21 protein-coding genes and 1 other RNA gene are annotated in these 18,071 nt (G+C 72.4%); 14 read left to right on the top strand and 8 right to left on the bottom strand.

Annotated elements, in window-relative coordinates; translation table 11 throughout:
• The first annotated feature begins 109 nt into the window (after positions 1–109).
• From FHX32_RS01725 to mctP, 7 genes are all read left to right on the top strand, one after another.
• A complete protein-coding gene (locus tag FHX32_RS01725; RefSeq protein ID WP_167178857.1) occupies positions 110–1,336 on the top strand; it encodes a helix-turn-helix domain-containing protein in 1,227 nt (408 codons plus the stop codon).
• A 16-nt stretch (positions 1,337–1,352) separates the two neighbouring features.
• A complete protein-coding gene (locus FHX32_RS01720) occupies positions 1,353–1,934 on the top strand; it encodes a flavoprotein (RefSeq protein ID WP_167178855.1) in 582 nt (193 codons plus the stop codon).
• Between the two features lie 95 nt (positions 1,935–2,029).
• On the top strand, positions 2,030–2,860 hold the full coding sequence (locus tag FHX32_RS01715; RefSeq protein WP_486481063.1) for a Nif3-like dinuclear metal center hexameric protein: 831 nt from the start codon (positions 2,030–2,032) through the stop codon (positions 2,858–2,860).
• Complete coding sequence (locus FHX32_RS01710; protein ID WP_167178851.1) at positions 2,857–3,594, top strand: CT398-like coiled coil hairpin domain-containing protein; 738 nt, start codon at positions 2,857–2,859, stop codon at positions 3,592–3,594. Before FHX32_RS01715 ends, FHX32_RS01710 begins: the two co-directional genes overlap by 4 nt.
• 3 nt (positions 3,595–3,597) lie before the next feature.
• On the top strand, positions 3,598–4,821 hold the full coding sequence (locus FHX32_RS01705; protein WP_167178849.1) for a bifunctional RNase H/acid phosphatase: 1,224 nt from the start codon (positions 3,598–3,600) through the stop codon (positions 4,819–4,821).
• Positions 4,822–5,056: 235 nt separating this feature from the next.
• Positions 5,057–5,314: a DUF3311 domain-containing protein gene (locus FHX32_RS01700; protein ID WP_088992608.1), complete on the top strand. Its 258-nt coding sequence runs from the start codon at positions 5,057–5,059 to the stop codon at positions 5,312–5,314.
• Positions 5,314–6,963: a monocarboxylate uptake permease MctP gene (mctP, locus tag FHX32_RS01695; protein WP_167178847.1), complete on the top strand. Its 1,650-nt coding sequence runs from the start codon at positions 5,314–5,316 to the stop codon at positions 6,961–6,963. Before FHX32_RS01700 ends, mctP begins: the two co-directional genes overlap by 1 nt.
• A 99-nt stretch (positions 6,964–7,062) precedes the next feature.
• On the opposite strand, the gene FHX32_RS01690 is transcribed toward mctP, so the two are convergent.
• A complete protein-coding gene (locus tag FHX32_RS01690) occupies positions 7,063–7,824 on the bottom strand; it encodes a sulfite exporter TauE/SafE family protein (protein ID WP_167178845.1) in 762 nt (253 codons plus the stop codon).
• Between the two features lie 150 nt (positions 7,825–7,974).
• On the opposite strand from FHX32_RS01690, the gene FHX32_RS01685 reads away from it, so the two are divergent.
• The 3 genes from FHX32_RS01685 to rnpB all read left to right on the top strand — a co-directional run bounded on the left by FHX32_RS01685 (position 7,975) and on the right by rnpB (position 10,467).
• The gene (locus tag FHX32_RS01685; RefSeq protein WP_167178843.1) at positions 7,975–8,490 is read left to right on the top strand and encodes a SigE family RNA polymerase sigma factor; all 516 of its coding nucleotides are present in this window, start codon (positions 7,975–7,977) and stop codon (positions 8,488–8,490) included.
• A complete protein-coding gene (locus FHX32_RS01680; RefSeq protein ID WP_167178841.1) occupies positions 8,487–9,923 on the top strand; it encodes a hypothetical protein in 1,437 nt (478 codons plus the stop codon). Before FHX32_RS01685 ends, FHX32_RS01680 begins: the two co-directional genes overlap by 4 nt.
• Before the next feature lie 130 nt (positions 9,924–10,053).
• Positions 10,054–10,467: RNase P RNA component class A (gene rnpB / locus FHX32_RS01675), an RNA gene on the top strand.
• A gap of 304 nt (positions 10,468–10,771) precedes the next feature.
• Here the strand turns inward: rnpB and FHX32_RS01670 are convergent.
• The 6 genes from FHX32_RS01670 to FHX32_RS01645 all read right to left on the bottom strand — a co-directional run bounded on the left by FHX32_RS01670 (position 10,772) and on the right by FHX32_RS01645 (position 14,879).
• On the bottom strand, positions 10,772–11,314 hold the full coding sequence (locus tag FHX32_RS01670; protein WP_167178839.1) for a YciI family protein: 543 nt from the start codon (positions 11,312–11,314) through the stop codon (positions 10,772–10,774).
• A 229-nt stretch (positions 11,315–11,543) separates the two neighbouring features.
• On the bottom strand, positions 11,544–12,803 hold the full coding sequence (locus tag FHX32_RS01665; protein WP_167178837.1) for an MFS transporter: 1,260 nt from the start codon (positions 12,801–12,803) through the stop codon (positions 11,544–11,546).
• The gene (locus tag FHX32_RS01660; protein WP_167178835.1) at positions 12,800–13,507 is read right to left on the bottom strand and encodes a winged helix-turn-helix domain-containing protein; all 708 of its coding nucleotides are present in this window, start codon (positions 13,505–13,507) and stop codon (positions 12,800–12,802) included. Before FHX32_RS01660 ends, FHX32_RS01665 begins: the two co-directional genes overlap by 4 nt.
• 90 nt (positions 13,508–13,597) lie before the next feature.
• Positions 13,598–14,116, bottom strand: coding sequence for a hypothetical protein (locus FHX32_RS01655; RefSeq protein ID WP_167178833.1), 519 nt, complete (start codon positions 14,114–14,116; stop codon positions 13,598–13,600).
• Positions 14,117–14,205: 89 nt separating this feature from the next.
• Positions 14,206–14,592 carry a VOC family protein gene (locus FHX32_RS01650; RefSeq protein ID WP_167178831.1) on the bottom strand — a complete coding sequence of 129 codons (387 nt, stop codon included), beginning with the start codon at positions 14,590–14,592 and terminating at the stop codon, positions 14,206–14,208.
• A complete protein-coding gene (locus FHX32_RS01645) occupies positions 14,589–14,879 on the bottom strand; it encodes a winged helix-turn-helix domain-containing protein (protein ID WP_167178829.1) in 291 nt (96 codons plus the stop codon). Before FHX32_RS01645 ends, FHX32_RS01650 begins: the two co-directional genes overlap by 4 nt.
• A 121-nt stretch (positions 14,880–15,000) precedes the next feature.
• Between FHX32_RS01645 and FHX32_RS01640 the strand changes: the two genes are divergently transcribed.
• Positions 15,001–15,387: an immunity protein Imm33 domain-containing protein gene (locus FHX32_RS01640; RefSeq protein ID WP_486480869.1), complete on the top strand. Its 387-nt coding sequence runs from the start codon at positions 15,001–15,003 to the stop codon at positions 15,385–15,387.
• A gap of 107 nt (positions 15,388–15,494) precedes the next feature.
• On the opposite strand, the gene FHX32_RS01635 is transcribed toward FHX32_RS01640, so the two are convergent.
• Entirely contained in the window at positions 15,495–16,064 is a 570-nt protein-coding gene (locus FHX32_RS01635; RefSeq protein ID WP_167178827.1) for a TetR/AcrR family transcriptional regulator, read from the bottom strand.
• A gap of 60 nt (positions 16,065–16,124) precedes the next feature.
• On the opposite strand from FHX32_RS01635, the gene FHX32_RS01630 reads away from it, so the two are divergent.
• The 3 genes from FHX32_RS01630 to FHX32_RS01620 all read left to right on the top strand — a co-directional run bounded on the left by FHX32_RS01630 (position 16,125) and on the right by FHX32_RS01620 (position 18,060).
• Positions 16,125–16,610 carry an FBP domain-containing protein gene (locus FHX32_RS01630; RefSeq protein WP_167178825.1) on the top strand — a complete coding sequence of 162 codons (486 nt, stop codon included), beginning with the start codon at positions 16,125–16,127 and terminating at the stop codon, positions 16,608–16,610.
• A gap of 64 nt (positions 16,611–16,674) precedes the next feature.
• Complete coding sequence (locus FHX32_RS01625) at positions 16,675–17,055, top strand: VOC family protein (RefSeq protein ID WP_167178823.1); 381 nt, start codon at positions 16,675–16,677, stop codon at positions 17,053–17,055.
• A gap of 138 nt (positions 17,056–17,193) precedes the next feature.
• Positions 17,194–18,060, top strand: a complete 867-nt coding sequence (locus FHX32_RS01620) for an AraC family transcriptional regulator (protein WP_167178821.1) — start codon at positions 17,194–17,196, stop codon at positions 18,058–18,060.
• The last annotated feature ends 11 nt before the right edge of the window (positions 18,061–18,071 follow it).

Raw genomic sequence — 18,071 nt, 5'->3', positions numbered from 1 at the left:
CGGCTGACGCACAGACTGTGCGACCAGCGAAAATCTGAGACCTACCGCGCGCCCGCAACCGCGAGGGGTCAGCCGGCCACGGCCGGGATCGCACCAGGGGAGGGACGGGATGGACGAGTTACCCATTGGGCGGCGGGTGGCCTACTGGCGCGGGCGGCGCAAGATGTCGCAGCAGGTCTTCGCGGACCGGCTGGGCAAGTCGAAGAGCTGGGTGGACAAGGTCGAGCGCGGTGTGCGCCGGCTGGACAAGTTCTCCGTCATCTACGAGATCGCCGACATTCTCCAGGTCGACGTGCAACTGCTGCTCGGCAAGGACCCGGAGCGGCGTACCGACGCGTTGAACTGCATCGACCAGGTCGAGGTCCAGGAGATCCGGGCCGCCCTGGAGCGGTACGACTCGATGAGCGCGTACTTCGACGCGGCGCCGTACCCGCCGCCGCTGGCCGACATGCGCAAGGCCGTCAACCACGCCTGGCTCACCTACCAGTACGGCCGCTACGGGATGCTCACCCGGGCGCTGCCCAAGCTGCTGCGCGACGCCCAGGCCGCCGACGCCGGCTACGGCGGCGACCAGGCCCGCGAGGCGGCCCACCTGCTCGGGCAGGTCTACCAGATCGCCTCCTCGGTGCTGCGCAAGCTCGGCGAGTGCGACCTGGCCTGGCTCGCCGCCGACCGGTCCATGGCGGTCGCCCAGCGCGCCGACGACCAGCTGCTCGCCGGCATCGCCACCACCCGGGTCTGCAACGCGCTGGCCGCGATGGGGCGGGCCCGTCCCGCGCTGGAGCTGAACGTCACCATCGCCAACCGGCTCGCTCCCGGCGGGAACAACGACGCCTCCCCGGAACGGCTCTCCGTCTACGGCATGCTGCTGCTGCAGGGCGCGATGGCGGCGTCCCGGATCGGTGACTCGGCCACCGTCGACGACCTGCTCAACGGCGCCGAGGAGGCGGCTCGGCTGCTCGGCGGCGACCAGAACCACTACTGGACCTCGTTCGGGCCGACCAACCTGGAGCTGCACCGGGCGGCCGCGGCCGTCGAGCTGGGCGACGGCGGCCGGGCGGTCGAGGTGCACCAGCGCATCCAGGAGCCGGCGTTCAACGCGCTGCTGCCCGAGCGGCGGGCGCACCACCTGCTCGACATCGCCCGCGGCTACGCCCAGATCGGCGACGTGGCCAACGCCGGGGAGATGCTGCTGCGCGGTGACCGGCTGGCGCCGTCCGAGATCCGCTGCCGGCCGATCGCCCACGAGGTGATGTCGGACATCCTGCGTCGCACACGTGGTGCGCCGCCTTCTCCGATCGCGGAGTTGGCTGAGCACATGGGAGTAGGGGTATGAGCGCGGAGCCGGTCTGATGACCGGCCGGCAGCGCACCGAACGCCGCGAGGTGCTCTACGTCATCGCCTGCGGATCGCCGCTGGCGCGCCACGTCGGCCAGCTGGTCGAGCTGGCCCAGCAGGACGGCTGGGACGTCTGCGTGATCACCACGCCGGACGGCGCGAAGTTCGTCGACCGGGCCGCGCTGGCCCGGCAGACCGGTCACCCGGTGCGGACCCACTACAAGAACCCGGGCGACCCGGACGTCCTGCCGCCGGCCGACGCCATGATCGTCTGCCCGGCCACTGTCAACACGGTCAACAAGTGGGCGGCCGGGATCACCGACACGCTCGCGCTGGGCCTGCTGGTCGAGGCGCAGGGCCTGGGGGTGCCGCTGGTAGCGGTGCCGTTCACCAACACGGCGATGGCCCGCCACCCGGCGTTCCGCAGCAGCCTGGCGCTGCTCGCCGAGTGGGGGGTGACGGTGCTCTTCGGCGACCACGTCGTTTCGCTGCAGCCGCCCGGGACGGGGGAGCGACACCTGAGCGCCTTCCCGTGGGCGCTGCCGCTCACCGCGGTACGCGACCGGCTCTGCCGGGTCGGCCCCGCCGTGGCCTGAGCAACCGCCGCGCCCGAGCATCCGCCCGGGCCGGCCGGGTACCGGTAAGCTGGCCCGCCGTGAGCACAACCGCAGTTCCGCCGACCGTCGCCGACGTGGTGGCCGAGCTGGAGCGGCGCTACCCGCCGGTCTGGGCGGAGGACTGGGACCGGGTCGGGCTGGTGCTCGGTGAGCCCTGCGCCCCGGTACGCCGGGTGCTCTGCGTGGTCGACGTGGTGCCCGAGACGGTCGCCGAGGCGCTCGGCGCGGGGGTCGACATGATCGTCGCCCACCACCCGCTGCTGCTGCGCGGGGTCTCCTCGGTGGCGCCCACCACGTACAAGGGGCGGATCGTCCACCAGTTGATCAAGGCGGACGTGGCCCTGTACGTCGCGCACACCAACGCCGACGTGGCGGCTCCGGGCGTCTCCGACGCGCTGGCCGCCCGGTTCGGGCTGACCGGACTGCGCCCGCTGCACCCGCCCGCGCCCGGGTCACCGGCGCACGGCGCCGGGCGGGGGATCGGCCGGATCGGCGAGCTGCCGGGGCCGATGACCCTCGCCGAACTGGCCCGGCACGCCGCCGCCGTGCTCCCGGTCACCGCCTGGGGCGTACGCGCCGCGGGTGACCCCGAGCGGACGGTGCGTACGCTCGCGGTCAGCGGCGGATCGGGCGACGCCTTCCTGGCTGCCGCGACCGCCGCCGGGGTGGACGCGTACCTCACCGCCGACCTGCGCCACCACCCGGCCGGCGAGCACCTCGCCGCCGACGGGCCGGCGCTGCTGGACGCCGCCCACTGGGCGACCGAACGACCGTGGCTGGACGACCTGGCCGCCCTGCTGCGGGCGACGCCGGGTGTCGAGACGCTGGTGTCCGACCTGGACACCGACCCGTGGACCGTACACGCCGCCCCACCCGCGGTGGACGACAAGGAGCCCCGACCGTGAAGGCTGACCCCCAGGTCCAGCGCCGCCTGCTCGACCTCCAGGCGATCGACACCGCGCTCGCCCAGCTCAACCACCGCCGCCGCGCGCTGCCCGAGCGGGCCGAGCTGGAGGCGCTGGCCCGCCAGCTGTCGGCGCTGGAGGACGAGCGCGTCCGCGCCCAGGTGGCGGTCGACGACCTGGACCGGGACATCGCCCGGCTGGAGAAGGACATCGACCAGGTGCGGGCCCGTAAGGCAAAGGACGAGGCGCGGCTCGCCGCCGGCAGCGGCCCGGCCCGGGAGCTGGAGGCGCTCCAGCACGAACTGGTCTCGCTCAACCGCCGGCAGGGCGACCTGGAGGACGCCGAGCTGGAGCTGATGGAGCAGCGGGAGACGGCGCAGGCCGTGCTGGACGACGTGGAGCGCCGGCTGGCCGAGGCCCGGGAGCAGCGGGACGCCACCGAGCGGCGTCGGGACGAGGCGCTGGCCGAGATCGGCAAGGAGGAGGAGTTCAAGCAGTCGGCCCGCCGGCCGCTCGCCGACGACCTCCCGGCCGACCTGGTGAAGCTCTACGACAAGATCCGCGAGGACACCGGGCTCGGCGCGGCGCTGCTCACCGCCGGCCGGTGCGGCGGCTGCCGGCTCGAACTCTCGGGCGCGGACCTGGCCCGGATCCGCAAGGCGGACCCGGACGACGTGGTCCGCTGCGAGGAGTGCCGGCGGATCATGGTGCGCACCAACGAGTCCGGTCTGTAGCCCGTGGCGCCGCGGGTGGTGGTCGTCGAGGCCGACGGCGGATCGAGGGGCAACCCGGGCCCGGCCGGCTACGGCGCGGTGGTCCGCGACCCGGGGACCGGCGAGGTGCTCGCCGAGCGCTCCGAGTCGATCGGGGTGGCCACCAACAACGTGGCCGAGTACCGGGGGTTGATCGCCGGGCTGGCGGCCGCCGCCGAACTGGGCGCTGCCGAGGTGGAGGCCCGGATGGACTCGAAGCTGGTGGTCGAGCAGATGTGCGGCCGCTGGCAGATCAAGCACCCGGGGCTGCGCCCGCTCGCCGCCGAGGCGGCAGGGCTGGTCGAACGGTTCGCGGCGGTCCGGTTCAGCTGGATCCCGCGGGAGCGCAACCGGCACGCCGACGCCCTCGCCAACGCCGCGATGGACGCCGCTGCCGCCGGCGCCGCGCCGGTGGCGCCGGCGGTCGCTCCGCCGCGCGTGGTGGAGCCCCCGCGCGAGCTCGCCGGGCCCGAGCCGGCGGGCCGGGAGCAGGCCCGCGAGGCGGCCGCCCGCGCCGCGGCGGAGGGGACCACCGGCACCGACCCGGCCACTGCCCCGGCCTCCTGGGAGCCGCGCCCGAGCTTCACCGCCACCCGGTTGATCCTGGTGCGGCACGGCGAGACCGAGTACACCGAGCAGCGCCGCTACTCCGGTCGCGGCGACGTGCCGCTCTCCGACCGGGGCCGGGCCCAGGCCCGGGCCACCGGCGACCGGGTGGCCGAGCTGGCGCCGACCGTCGCGGCCGTGGTCAGCTCCCCGCTGTCCCGGTGTACGGCGACGGCCGAGGCGATCGCCGCGGCGCTCGGCGGCGTGCCGGTACGCCGCGATGACGACCTGATCGAGTGCGACTTCGGCGCCTGGGAGGGGCGGACCTTCAGCGAGGTGCGCGAGGGGTGGCCCGGCGAGATGGACGCCTGGCTCGCCTCCACCGGGGTGGCCCCGCCGGGCGGGGAGTCGTTCGCAGCGGTCGCCGAACGCACCCGCCGGGCGCTGGACGCGCTGGTCGAGGCGTACCCCGGGGAGACCGTGGTGGTGGTCTCGCACGTCTCGCCGATCAAGCTCGCGCTGCGCGACGCGCTGGCGGCCGGTGACGCCTTCCTGCACCGGCTCTTCCTGGACGCCGCCGGCATCTCGGTGCTGGACCGGTGGCCCGACGGGGGCATCGCCGTCCGCACCGTCAACGACACCGCCCACCTCCCCACCCCCTGACCACCCCCACCCCCACCCCCACCCCGCCGCGCTCGTTCACCGAAAGAGTGGTCATTCCCCGCGGAATGGCCACTCTTTCTCTGTTCGTGCGGGGCCGGAGGGCGAGGGGGCCCGCCGTTCGGCGCAGCCGAGCGGCCGTTCGGCGCAGCGGAGTGGATCAGCCGAACGTGACAGCGCTCACAGAGCCGTAGCCTCCGGCCGTCACATCATGAGCGACGACTGGAAGGTGGGTCCGATGGCTGCACCCGAACCGGCCACACCCGCACCGGAGGCGCCCCTGACGGGGTCGTCCCGGGCAAAGGACAAGAGCAGATGGAACTGGTTGCTCTTCATCCCGATCGTGGTGCCGCTGATCCCGGCGTTCTTCAACGCCGACGGCCCACGACTGTTCGGCTTCCCGCGGTTCTACTGGCTCCAGTTGGCCTACATCGTGCTGGGGGTGGCCACCACGACGGTGGTCTACCAGCTCACCAAGAAGCGAGGTGACCGCTGATGTGGCGCGACCACCTCACCGAGATCATCATCTTCACGCTGCTCTTCCTGCTGGTCAGCGCGATGGGTTTCGTGGCCGCTCGGTGGCGGGCCCCGCGCGACATGGCCCACCTCGACGAGTGGGGGCTGGGCGGGCGCAACTTCGGCGGCTGGATCACCTGGTTCCTGGTCGGCGGTGACCTCTACACCGCGTACACCTTCGTGGCGGTGCCGGCGCTGGTGTTCGGCGCGGGCGCGATGGGCTTCTTCGCGGTGCCGTACACCATCGTCATCTACCCGTTGGTCTTCCTGGTGCTCTGTCGACTCTGGTCGGTGTCGCACCGGCACGGCTTCGTCACGCCGGCCGACTTCGTTCGCAGCCGGTTCGACTCGCCGGTGCTGGCGCTGCTGGTCGCGATCACCGGCATCGTCGCCACCATGCCGTACATCGCGCTGCAGCTGGTCGGCATCGAGGCGGTGCTCAAGGCGATGGGGGTGACCGGGGAGAGCACGCTGGCCCGGCACCTGCCGATCATCGTGGCGTTCGCCATCCTGGCCGCGTACACCTACCAGTCCGGGCTGCGCGCGCCGGCGCTGATCGCCTTCGTCAAGGACACCCTGATCTACATCGTGATCCTGGTGGCGGTGCTGTACCTGCCGTACAAGCTGGGCGGCTGGGGCGAGATCTTCGACGCCGCGGACGCGAAGTTCGACGCCTCACCGAGCCCCGGCGACGGGGTCCTGCTCAACGCCAACAACCAGCTCCAGTACGTCACGCTCGCGTTCGGCTCGGCGCTGGCGCTGTTCCTCTACCCGCACAGCATCACCGGCGTGCTGGCCAGCCGGAACCGGGACGTGATCAAGCGGAACATGTCCGCGCTGCCGGCGTACAGCCTGCTGCTCGGGCTGATCGCGCTGCTCGGCTACATGGCCATCGCGGCGGAGGTGAAGCCGCTGCCGGGGGCGAGCGAGGGGACGGTGGACAACAACACCATCGTGCCGCTCCTCTTCGACCAGCAGTTCCCGAGCTGGTTCACCGGCGTCGCGTACGCGGCCATCGGGATCGGCGCGCTGGTGCCGGCGGCGATCATGTCGATCGCGGCGGCGAACCTGTTCACCCGCAACATCTACAAGGAGTACCTGCGGCGGGACGCCACCCCGGCGCAGGAGGCGAACGTCTCCAAGATCACCTCGCTGGTGGTCAAGATCGGCGCGGTGGCCTGCATCGTCTTCCTCGACCCGCAGTTCTCCATCGACCTCCAGCTGATCGGCGGCGTGATCATCCTGCAGACGCTGCCGGCGGTGGCGCTCGGCCTCTACACCCGCTGGTTCCACCGGGGTGCGCTGATCGCCGGCTGGGTGGCCGGCATGGGGCTCGGGATGTGGATGCTCTACCAGATCTCCAGCCCGACCCGGAAGCACTTCGCCGGCTCGGCGTTCCCGCTGGAGAAGTTCGGCTTCGACACCCCGAAGACGATCTACGTGGGCATCGTGGCCGTCCTGGTCAACCTGCTGGTGGCGGCGATCCTGACGCTGATCCTGCGGGCGGTGAAGGTGCGCGAGGGCGTCGACGGCACCACGTCGGACGACTACTTCGCCGACGAGGGTGACCCGCGGGTGACGCCCGGCGACCGCCGGGACGCCGACGCGGCTCCGGAGCCCGTCGCCTGAGCCCGCCCCGGCCCCCGGCTGCGTTACGCCCGGGGGCCGGGAGCGGCGGGTTCCGCCCTGCCCGGGGCGCCGCACCCACGGTCGGGCGGCAGTGCCCCCTCAGCTGAGCGCGCGGTAGAGCAGGTAGAGCCCGATCACCGTGCCGAAACTGACGATCAGCGTCTTGAGCACCACCGACGGCAGCCGGCGGACCAGCCGGGCGCCGGCGTACCCGCCGACCAGCGTGGCCGGCGCGACCAGTGCCACCGCCGCCCAGTTCACCGGGCCGAAGAGCGAGAAGATCACCAGCGTGGTCACCCCGACCAGGGCGGAGAGCAGGTTCTTGATGGCGCTCACCCGGGCCAGCGTGGCGTCCAGCACCAGGGCCAGGCCGGCGACCAGCATCACCCCGAGCGCCGCGCCGAAGTAGCCGCCGTACACCGCGCCGAGCGCGACCATGGCCTGCACCGCGACCGTACGGCGGCGCGGCGACAGGTCGCGCGGATGCCCGACCAGCCGGCGCAGCGGGTCCTGGAAGGCCAACACCGCTGTCGCGCCGAGCACCAGGAACGGTACGACCAGCTCGAACGCCCGCGCCGGGGTGGCCAGCAGCAGCAACGCCCCGGCGATGGTGCCGACGATGGTGGTGGGCACCAGGGTGGCCAGCGCCCGCCCGGGCGGCAGGTCCACCCGGCTGCCCGCCACGCTGGCCAGGTAGCCGGGGAAGACGGCCACCGAGTTGCTGACGTTGGCCGGCACGGGCGGCAACCCGACCGCGATCATCGCGGGGAAGGTGATGAGCGAGCCCCCGCCGGCCACCGCGTTGACCGTGCCCGCGGCGAGACCGGCGACGAGCAGCAGGGCGGCGTCGGCGAGATCCATGGTCCCCAGAGGCTAGTACGGGCTCCGGCCGGTCGCCGGGGAGGGCCGCGGCGCCTCTCAACCTTCCGGCCCGGTGCCGCGTCGTACCGGTTGAGACGGCCCCGAGGGAGAGGAAACGGCGCATGACCGGTCAGGACCAAGGCGCGGCGCGTGGATGATCCCGACTTCCGGGAGTTCGTCGAGGTGCGCTACGGCGACCTGCTGCGGACCGCGTACCTGCTGACCGGCAGCCGGGACGGCGCGCAGGACCTCGTGCACGACGCGTTGCTGAAGGTGATGCGGCACTGGCGCAGGGTCGACGAGCCGATGGCGTACGTCCGCCGGGCGATGGTCAACGAACGCACCAGCCGCTGGCGACGGATCGGCCTGCGGGAACTGCTCACCTCGGTCGTACCGGACCGGGCCGGCCCGGATTCCACGGACGCGGTCGTCGTCCGCGACGAACTGCTGGCCGCGCTGGACCGGCTGCCCGCCCGGATGCGGGCGGTGCTGGTGCTGCGCTACTGGGAGGACCTCGCCGAGGCCGACGTGGCGGCGGCGATGGGGTGTTCGGTGGGGACGGTGAAGAGCCAGGCGGCGCGGGGACTGACCCGGCTCCGTGCGGTGCTGCACCCGCCGGCCGGCCGGTCGGCGGTCACCGGCGAGCTGATGGGGGAACGGGCATGAGCGTGGACGAACTCCGTGCCGGGCTGGCCCGGATCGCCGATACGGTGGTGCCGGACGAGGACCCGTACGGCCGTCTGATGCGGCACGCCCGACGGCGCCGGCGGCGTCGTCTCGCGGGCCTCTGGGCGACGGCGGCAGCGGTCCTCGCTGCCGCACTGGCCGGCCCGGCGGCCTTCAGCGCCGCGGGTCTGGACGGACGGCCCGACGACGGTACGCCGGCCCTGCACGGCTTCCCGGTCGACTCGGAGTGGACCTGGCGCCTGATCAACTCACCCACCCGGGGAAGCCTCGCCGGCGACCGGGCCTTCCTGAGCGAGCTGGCCCGCCGCGCCGACCGGGACGGCGACCGACTGTTCATGAGCGCGGAGTTGTCGACGGTGAAGGTGCTCTGGGCCGACGACACGGCGGGCTTCCGCAACGTCGTGCTGGCCTACCACTCCGACACCCATGCGGCGCTGGCCACCCTGGAGGCCGAGGTCGGAACGTCACCGCGGGACCTGCTCAGGGGCAACAGCCAGGCGAACCTGGAGCCGGCCGCCTTCACCGTGCTGGAGACCAGCTTCGGCACCGAGCAGACCTGGCTGCTCGGGTTGGCGCCGTCCGGGTGCACCGTCTCCCACGCCCGCTCGGCCCAGTTGTGGGGCGGCGTGCAGCGGCGCTGGCAGCCCGCGCCCGGCGGCGACCACCTGCTGGTCGAGCCGGTCCTGGCCCGCGGTTGGTGGCGGGTCGAGTGCGACGGCCAACTCCGGCAGGCCGGTCCCATCGGGATCCGGCATTTCGTGGTCGAGACCCGCTGGGCGGGCAGGGACGACCCACGGGACGGCCGGCCGAACCCGCCGCCGACGGCCGACTGGCGGGCGGCGCGGGGCGCGGACACCGCGTACCGGGAGTTGGTGGACGGCAGCGGCCTGGTGGGCGGCGTCATACCGCCCGAGGTGCGCTGGGCCGGCCGGCTCGACTCCCGGGACGCCGTGCTGGTCGGCCCGCCCGGCGACGGCCCGCTGGTCCTGCAACTCGGCTCCGGGGAGGGCGGCCTGCTCGCGCTGGCCGGCCCCGGCGAGGCACGGCCCGACGTTCCGCGAGTGGACGGGCCCGACCGGAACCCGGCCCCGCTGGTGGCCACCGGGACCAGCGTCGCGTACGACCTGGCAGCGGTCCGCGTGCCGGCGGTGGTCGATGGTCATGCCGCCCTCACCGACCGCCTGCTGGTGGTGCCGCGCCGGGAGGCCGTCCGGGTCGAGGCGGTCGCGGACGGCCAGGTCCGTGCCACGGCCGAGGTACGCGGCGGCGCGGCGCTGCTGACCCTGCCGCTCGGCGCGCAGGTGACCCTGCGGGCGGTGGACGGCGACGGGAAGGTGGTGGGCTCCGGGACGCTGCGGGAGCCGGCGAACGGTGAGCGGCTCTTCAACGAGTCGCTCGTGTGGAACTGGTGAGCCGGTCACGGAGTCGATCACCGGGGCCGGCGGTCGACACGGGGCGACCCGCCGGCCCCTGTGACATCGCCGTTGCCACAGGGTGGAAATGGGTGCCGCCGCCGCGTCGTTAGGATGGGTGCGCGACGGACGAGTCGACCGGGCGGTCGCGTCGGCGGGCTCCGGCCCGCCGCCGAGGAACGTCCGGACTCCACAGGGCAGGGTGGTTGCTAACGGCAACCCGGGGTGACCCGCGGGACAGTGCCACAGAAAACAGACCGCCGGCCCCATCGGGGACGGTAAGGGTGAAACGGTGGGGTAAGAGCCCACCAGCACCCCGGGTGACCGGGGTGGCTCGGTAAACCCCACCCGGAGCAAGGCCAAGAAAGGGTCGTCACCCGCAGGATGACGATCCGCGCAGACGCTTGAGGGCGGCCCGCCCGATGTCTGCGGGTAGGCCGCTGGAGCCTGCCGGCGACGGTAGGCCGAGATGGATGGCCGCCGCCGGCGCGAGCCTTCGGGCGCGCGCCGGTCACAGAATCCGGCGTACAGGTCGACTCGTCCGTCGCCCATCAGGCCAGAGCCGCGATCAAGGCTGTGGCTTGGCTGTATTTCAGGCGTCGATGGTCGCCGTCGGTCAACTTTGGCCGGCGTTCGACGCCCTGGGGACGCCTGACGCCCTGGCGACGCCCCGGCGGGAGCTTCCGTTTGGAAGAGCGCGTGCGACGGGTCGTGATGCCTGGTATGCCTGCGGCTGACGGCAGGGCCAGGTGCCGCTCGTGCCCGCTCATGATCGCTGTGGGTCACGGATACTGGCCCATGGGCGGCCCGGCCTGCCAGGCTGTCCTCGTCCCCTGATGGGCCGTCTGTCAGCGCCGCCCGCCGAACTGCCAGTTGTGCACCTCGATCTCCGCATAACGGCTGGGGTTGAAAACTGCCTGTGCGGCGATCGCGTTGGGTGCCCGGACGAGGGCGGCGGTGCCGAGCCATGCAGTGCCGTCGTCGGACAGTAGGGGACCGTAGGCGATCAAAGCCTCTTGGTCCGCCGGGACGGGGTCGTCCGGCTTCCCAGCGCCGAGACCGAGGACCAGGTACCGGCTGCCACCGCTACGGCCATCGGGGTACTCCCACATGTTGCGGCCCAGCATGTTGCGCCACCGGCGCAGCAGCACGTCCCGGTACACGCCGGCCTGGTAGTTCGGCTCGTCGAACGCAAACGCGCGGGCGGCGGCGGGGTCGGGCAGGTTGACGATGTGCACACTGCCAGTGGGCGCGCCGTCGTCGGTGAACGTCGGCCCGCGGGCGATTAGCCCCGGCGCATACCGGTCCATGTATGACCAGTGCTCCTCAACCAGTTGCTCTCGCAAGGCCTGGGAGCCGCTCCGATCGCGGTGGTAACAGAAAAACTCCATGCGCCCCAGTCTCGACCACCTACCAGAGCGCGAAGGCCTCGGGCTTCCACGCAGCGGCCACCCGGGATGGGCCAGGCCCTCGTCGTCATCGAGCAGCGGACAGCGCCCCCTTGACTCGGGGGCAAGCAGCTCTGCTGCGGGTCGACGCGTCCGTCGCCCACCGGGTCGCAGCCCTGATCGGGGCTGCGACCCGGTCACGTTTCGGCGCTTGTGGGTGTTGACGGCACCGTCAGGCTGGCACGGAGACCGGGGCGGGGGCCGGGGCGGACCGGTCCATCAGCCGCCAGGTGCGCCGGCGGACCAGCGGGTCCAGGGTGACCAGCAGGTACGCCGCGCCCACGACGAGGATGCCGCCGGTGGCGCCGAGCGTGGCCGCGAGCACGCCGCCGACGAGCCCGCCGAGCGGGATACCGGCCCAGGCCAGGCCGCCGACCGCGCCGAGGACCCGCGCCCGCAGCGCGGCCGGGATGCGTTCGAACTCCGCGGCGGACAGCAGCGGGTTGATGGCCCCGATCAGCACCCCGCCGACGAGCCCGACGCCCGCGATGACGGGCAGTCCGACCGGCAGCGCCAGCACGAAGATCCGCGGAACGGCGCCGAACAGGAAGGCCAGGGCGTACGTGCGCCACCGCGGCAGTCGCGCGCCGTACACCGACACCAGCAGCGACCCGACGAAGGCGCCGGCGCTCAGCGAGCCGAACACGAGCCCGACGGGTGCGGCGTCGTTGAAGCGCTCGGCCGCCCACACCGGGATCAGCACCGCCGTCATCGCCTGGTCGAGCAGGTTCGTCAGCAGCACCATCGCGACGATCGCCCGGAGCAGCGGATCACGCCGGACGAAGCGCAGCCCGGCCCCGAGGTCGGCGAGGTAGCCGCCGACACCGGTGCGGTGGCCCGCCTCGGCCGGGTCGGGTTCGGCCCGCCGGACCCGGACCAGTGTCGCCACCAGCGCGGCGGCGAGCAGGAAGCTGGCCGCGTCCAGCGCGATGACCGCGGGTGCGCCGATCAGCGCGATCAGCACCGCGCCCAGCGGCGCCCCGATCAGCGACCCGAGGCGGTGCACACTGTCGGCCAGCCCGGCGGCACGCTCGTTGCTCCAGCCGGCGGTGGCCGCTACGTCGGGCACCATCGCGTACTTCGCGTTGTCCGACGGCCCGCGGAACAGCCCGACCATGCCGACCAGTACGAGCAGGACCGGATAGCCGAGCAGGCCGGCGGCGTACAGCAGGGGCACCACGCCGAGCACGAGCCCGGCGATCAGGTCACCGCCGACGCTGGCCAGCCGCGACCCGATCCGGTCGACCAGCGGTCCGCCGAGTATGCGCGCCGCGACCAGAGCGGCCATCTCCACGAACGCGGTGACGCCGGTCAGCAGGGCGTCGCCGGTGGTCTGCAGCACGAACCAGGGCACCGCCACGACCGACATCCGGGTGCCGGTGACCGAGACCGCCTGGGCGACGAGCAACCCGTACGCGGACCGCTGATTCATGGTCGGTCCCCGTCCGTGGCACCGGAGGGGTCGTCGGCCGCGCCGGCGGACGAGTCATCACCCGGGGTCCCGCCTCCGGACGCGGTTCGCGTCGCCAACAGCGCGTCCAGCTGGCCGCGCCGCGGGAAGATCTGGAACTGGGTGGTCATCGCGACGCGTTCCGATCCGTCACCGGCCCGGTCTGCCCGGTCCCGATACCGCACCAGCAGGGCCATCATGTCGTCGGCGAGTTGCTGCGCCTCGGCGGCGCTCAGGCTCACGGTGAGGTCGCTCATGCTGGTCGCCCGGACCCACTCCTGCGGCCAGTCGGCCAGCTCGGTGATGGACCGCTCGACGTTCTCCGCGTACATCCGCGCGACCGCGCGCAGGTACGCCTCGCCGAGTTCACGCTCCGGCGCGTCCCGGTCGGGAGTGTCGAACCAGGTTGAGCGGTGCACGGCGCGCCAGAACCGTTCCCGGCCCCGGCCCAGCTCGGGCGCGTCGGTGACGAAGCCGTGCGCGGCCAGTGTGCGGAGGTGGTAGCTGGTCGCTGCGCTGGACTCGCCGAGTCGGGCGGCCAGTTGGGTGGCGGTCTGCGGTCCCTCATGGCGCAGTGAGCCCAGCAACCGCAGGCGCAGTGGATGGGCTACCCCGCGTAGCGTCCGCGCGTCGAGAACGACGTCCTGTGTGGAGTCGTACCCAGGCTTGTGGGGATCCTCGGTCATGATGCCAAGATAACTTTGCAAAAAAGTCTTTGCAACGAGTTCTTGGCATGATCTTCGTGGCGATCAGTGGAACGCCTGCTCCCGGCGGGCCTACGACGGCGGGCGCACCGCCTCGTGCCGCGCCTCCCGGCGGAGCAGGGCGGTGGAGACGACGGCGGCGAACACGCAGAAGCCACCCGGCACCGAGACGAGAAGTCGCTGGTTCTGCGCCTTCAAGCGCAGGTACTGAGCCTTACTGATGACCGTCCACCGGCCATGCTTCTGCGCCGCGTACGTTCCGGCGCCCAACTCCTGCACACTCGGGCCCGAGGTGGCTCCGACCACCCAGAAGCCGACGAACAGCAGCAGGCTCGCGATGAGCGCCCACCCGGGCATCGCTTCGCGCACCAGACGCCACGCCCAGGACGCCGAGCCGCGCGCCTTACCGGTCTCTCTGCGCTCGAGACGTCTGGCAGCGAAGAGGGTGACGACGAAGGCCGGGAGCGCCGGCAGCAGCCCCGCCGCCGCGATGGGCGTGGGCGGCGGGATTCCTTCCAGCAGCGCCGACGCTGCCAGCAGGGCCGCACACCAGACGATCCCGGCCACCGCGATCCGACGGACCCACCGCATGGTCGGCAAGCTACAGCTGGTGGACAACCAGCCGCGCGCCACCGGGACCCGCTCGGCTCAGCCGCTCACCACGTCCGGGCCGGCGTCGACTACTTCGGCTGGGCGATCTGGATGAGGTTGCCGCAGGTGTCGTCGAACACGGCGGTGATCACCGCGCCCATGTCGGCGGGCTCCTGCGTGAACACCACCCCGAGCTGCTTCAGCCGGTCGTGCTCGGCGGCGATGTCGTCCACGGCGAACTGCGTGAGGGGGATGCCGTCGCTGGCGAGGGCCTCCTTGAACGCCTTGGCGGCCGGGTGCGCGTCGGGCTCCAGCAGCAGTTCGACCCCGTCCGGCTGATCCGGCGAGACGACGGTCAACCAACGGTACTCACCCAGCGGCACGTCGGTCTTCTTCACGAAGCCCAGCACCTCGGTGTAGAAGCGCAGCGCGTTGTCCTGATCGTCGACGTACACGCTGGTCAGGTGGATCTTCATGTCGTCTCCTGTGGGGATTCGGGCCGCAGCCATCGCTCGGCGATGGAGTGCAACGGCCGGACATCGATGTGGTGGAACTTGTAGCGGCCCTGCCGGCGGGTGACGATCAGGCCGGCGGCCTCCAGGACGTCGAGATGCTGGGAGATCGCCTGGCGCGACGACGTGACCTGGTGCTTGGTGGCCAGCCGGCCACAGATCTCGAACAGGGTCTGGCCGTCACGGTCGGTCAGCTCGTCGAGGATCTGCCGGCGCGTGGGATCGGCCAGTGCCTGGTACAGGTCACCCATGCGGACCACTATAGGCAAGCGGTGAATTGCCTATCAAGCGGACGCGAGGCCGGAGCCGCCGGCGACCACCCACCGGCAACCGCCGTACGCCGATTGATCTCTGACGCTCTGTCCTCGGATGATGGGCGACATGCTCGGTTGGCTTCGACGTACGCCCGACTCCGGGATCTCGGTAGCGCAACGCGATGTGTGCCGACGCTTCGCGGTCGAGCCCGTGCCGCTCGGACGGCGGACGATGGTCGGCTTCGCGTTGTCGCGGCCGCGCGACCTGGAGCCGCTCAACGCGCTGCGGCACCCGATCGCCGGCGGCAGCAATGGTTGGTTCGTGTGGCGTGGCCCTGCCATACCCCAGGACGACGACACGTTCTTCGCGCCCTTGCACGTGGAGCACCTGGACGAACACGTGCCCGAGCTCGGGCCGTACCTTGCCCTGCCGCCGGGCTGGGGTGTGGTGCTTGCTCCCGGCTATGAGGATGTCTGGTTCGACGAGGCTCTCCTCGACGTCTGACCTGGCACGACGGTCCACCCTGATCGGCGGGGGTGTTGACCGGCGGGCGCACGGTGTGCCGGGCAGGTGCTGCCCGACCGCCGCTGCGCCCTTCCGTCACCCGAGGATCACTGCGGCGGCCAGTTTCTGAGCAGGGCGTCGAGGGCGTCCAGGGTCCTGGACCACGAGGCATCCGCCGTGCGCGGATGGTGGCGGAAACCCCCGGTCCGCTCCAGGCTCACGAATCCGTGGAACGTGCTGTGCATCATCCGTACCGCGTCCGTCTGATCGGGCTCGGACAGGTGGTAGCCGCGCAGGATCGCCCGGGTCATCTCGGCGTGCCGGGGGCCGGCGCTGGCGGCCGCCGTCTCCGGGTCGAGTTCCTGCTGCATCGCGGCGTATCTGCCCGGATGCCGCTTCGCGTAGGCCCGGTAGGCGTTGGCGAAGGCCACCAGCGCGTCCTTGCCGGCGCGGCCGGCGAGCGCGTCGGCGACCCGGTCGGCGAGCTCGGCCAGGGCGAGCAGCGCCACCCTGATCCGCAGGTCCTGCGCGTTCCTGACGTGGGAGTACAGGCTCGCGTCCTTGACGCCGAAGAGGCGCGCGAGCGCCGAGACGGTCACGTTCTCGAAGCCGATCTCGTCGGCCAGTTCCGCCGCCGCGAGGGTCAGGCGTTCCGGGGTCAGCCCCGCACGCGTCATGTGCCGCACTCCACACCTAGTCACTTTATGTAGTTGCCTAATAGAATTAGGCTGGCTCCTATGCTACCCCTCACCGAGTCCGTGATCCGTGCCTCCTTCGTCAACTGCACGAAGGGCGAGGCGAAGCGCCTGGCCGTGCCGAAGGATCTGGCCGAGCACCCCTGGGGTGACCTCGACTTCCTCGGCTGGCGGGACGGGTCGGCGACGGAGCGGGCCTACCTGGTCGCCGAGTCCGGTGCCGGATTGGTCGGGGTGGCGCTGCGGGTGGCGCCGCAGACCGGGCGCGTGCGGCGCAGCATGTGCTCGTTCTGCCTGACCACCCACACCGGCGACGGCGTCTCGCTGATGACCGCGCGCAAGGCCGGGAAGGACGGGCGGCAGGGGAACTCCGTGGGCGCGTACATCTGCAGCGACCTGGCCTGCTCGCTCTACCTGCGCGGAAAGAAGAACGCCGGCCGGCGGATCGACGAGTCGATCACGCTGGACGAGAAGGTCGAGCGCACCCTGGCCAGCGTCACCGCCTTCCTGCACAAGGTGGTCGAGTGAGCCTGACCAGGACGGCCCGGACGAGGACGGACAGGTCCGGCCCGAGCCACTACGCTTGCGTCGCATGCATCGCAGCCGGGTCTACGCCCTCCTCATCGACACCCCCGAAGCCGAGGCCGCCGAGGCGACCGCGTTCTGGTCCGCCGCCCTCGGCGTCCGCAGTGAGGTCGACCCCCAGTACCCGCAGTTCATCGGTCTGCACGACGCGCTGCCCGGGATCGTCACCGCGGTGCAGTCGGTCGACGACACGCCTCGCTTCCACCTCGACTTCGAGACCGACGACGTCGAGGCCGAGACGGCGCGGCTGGTCGCCCTCGGCGCCACCGAGGTGACGCAGTGGCAGGAATGCCGGGTGCTGCGGGTTCCGGGCGGTCACCTGGTCTGCGTCCTGCCGGTGGAGAGCCCGCCGGAGGTCTTCGACGCCCAGGCCAAGACCTGGCCCTGACACCGCCGCGCCCGGCCCCGCCCCGGCCGGCACGCCCGTGCGCGATCCGCCGGCACCCCGATCGATCCGGGCACCGGATGTCGGGTCCGCACCAGGTCACCCCACCTAGCGTTGCTGCTCGAAAGGGAAGGAGACCGGGTGCTGGAGCGGCTGAACCAGGCGATGGAGCACATCGAGCGCCACCTCGACCAGCGGATCGAGGTGACCGAGCTGGCACGGATCGCGGTGACGTCGGAGTACCACTTCCGGCGGCTCTTCTCCGCGCTGGCCGGCATGCCGCTGTCGGAGTACATCCGCCGCCGGCGGCTCACCGTCGCCGGGGCCGAGGTGCTGGCGGGGGAGCGGACGCTGCTGGACGTCGCGGTCCGCTACGGCTACGGCTCCACCGAGGCGTTCGCCCGGGCGTTCCAGGCCGTGCACGGCGTGGGCCCCGGCGAGGCCCGGCGTACGGGGGCGGCACTGCGCTCCCAGCCCCGGATGTCCTTCCGACTCGTCGTGGAAGGGAGTAGCAGCATGCGATACCGGATCGTGCGCAAGGACGAGTTCAAACTGGTGGGCCGCAAGGCGCGGGTGCCGCTGGTGCACGAGGGGATGAATCCCGCCATCGTCGCCTTCGTCAAGGGCATCGACCCGGAGACGGTACGCCGCATCGAGTCGCTGTCCGACCAGGAGCCGGCCGGCATCGTCAACGTCAGCGACAACCTGGCCGGCAGCCGCGCGGAGGGCACCGAGCTGGACTACTGGCACGCGGTGGTGACCGGCGCCGACGCGCCCGCCGACCTGGACGCGTCGACCGTGCCCGCGGGCACCTGGGCGGTGTTCGAGACCTCCGGGGCGTTCCCGCAGGCCTTGCAGTACCTGTGGCGGGACGTCTTCACCCAGTGGTTCCCGTCCAACCCGTACCGGGCCCGGCCCGGGCCGGAGATCTCCCGCACCCGGCTCTCCGCCGACGGCAAGGAGGCGGACGCGGAGCTGTGGATCCCGGTGGAGCGGGTGGCCGGCTGACCGGCCGACGG

This window comes from Micromonospora sp. CNZ280 (genome assembly GCF_011759515.1).
This window is presented reverse-complemented; position numbering and strand designations above follow the sequence as displayed.

Bases quoted from the DNA above. Each gene is read 5' to 3' on its own strand.
- FHX32_RS01645 (WP_167178829.1), bottom strand. From the start codon at position 14,879: ATGGGTGACCTGTACCAGGCACTGGCCGATCCCACGCGCCGGCAGATC.
- FHX32_RS01665 (WP_167178837.1), bottom strand. From the start codon at position 12,803: ATGAATCAGCGGTCCGCGTACGGGTTGCTCGTCGCCCAGGCGGTCTCG.
- FHX32_RS01640 (WP_486480869.1), top strand. From the start codon at position 15,001: ATGGGCGACATGCTCGGTTGGCTTCGACGTACGCCCGACTCCGGGATC.
- FHX32_RS01700 (WP_088992608.1), top strand. From the start codon at position 5,057: ATGGCTGCACCCGAACCGGCCACACCCGCACCGGAGGCGCCCCTGACG.
- FHX32_RS01690 (WP_167178845.1), bottom strand. From the start codon at position 7,824: ATGGATCTCGCCGACGCCGCCCTGCTGCTCGTCGCCGGTCTCGCCGCG.
- FHX32_RS01680 (WP_167178841.1), top strand. From the start codon at position 8,487: ATGAGCGTGGACGAACTCCGTGCCGGGCTGGCCCGGATCGCCGATACG.
- FHX32_RS01670 (WP_167178839.1), bottom strand. From the start codon at position 11,314: ATGGAGTTTTTCTGTTACCACCGCGATCGGAGCGGCTCCCAGGCCTTG.
- FHX32_RS01630 (WP_167178825.1), top strand. From the start codon at position 16,125: ATGCTACCCCTCACCGAGTCCGTGATCCGTGCCTCCTTCGTCAACTGC.
- FHX32_RS01660 (WP_167178835.1), bottom strand. From the start codon at position 13,507: ATGACCGAGGATCCCCACAAGCCTGGGTACGACTCCACACAGGACGTC.
- mctP (WP_167178847.1), top strand. From the start codon at position 5,314: ATGTGGCGCGACCACCTCACCGAGATCATCATCTTCACGCTGCTCTTC.
- FHX32_RS01625 (WP_167178823.1), top strand. From the start codon at position 16,675: ATGCATCGCAGCCGGGTCTACGCCCTCCTCATCGACACCCCCGAAGCC.
- FHX32_RS01650 (WP_167178831.1), bottom strand. From the start codon at position 14,592: ATGAAGATCCACCTGACCAGCGTGTACGTCGACGATCAGGACAACGCG.
- FHX32_RS01720 (WP_167178855.1), top strand. From the start codon at position 1,353: ATGACCGGCCGGCAGCGCACCGAACGCCGCGAGGTGCTCTACGTCATC.
- FHX32_RS01635 (WP_167178827.1), bottom strand. From the start codon at position 16,064: ATGACGCGTGCGGGGCTGACCCCGGAACGCCTGACCCTCGCGGCGGCG.
- FHX32_RS01725 (WP_167178857.1), top strand. From the start codon at position 110: ATGGACGAGTTACCCATTGGGCGGCGGGTGGCCTACTGGCGCGGGCGG.
- FHX32_RS01655 (WP_167178833.1), bottom strand. From the start codon at position 14,116: ATGCGGTGGGTCCGTCGGATCGCGGTGGCCGGGATCGTCTGGTGTGCG.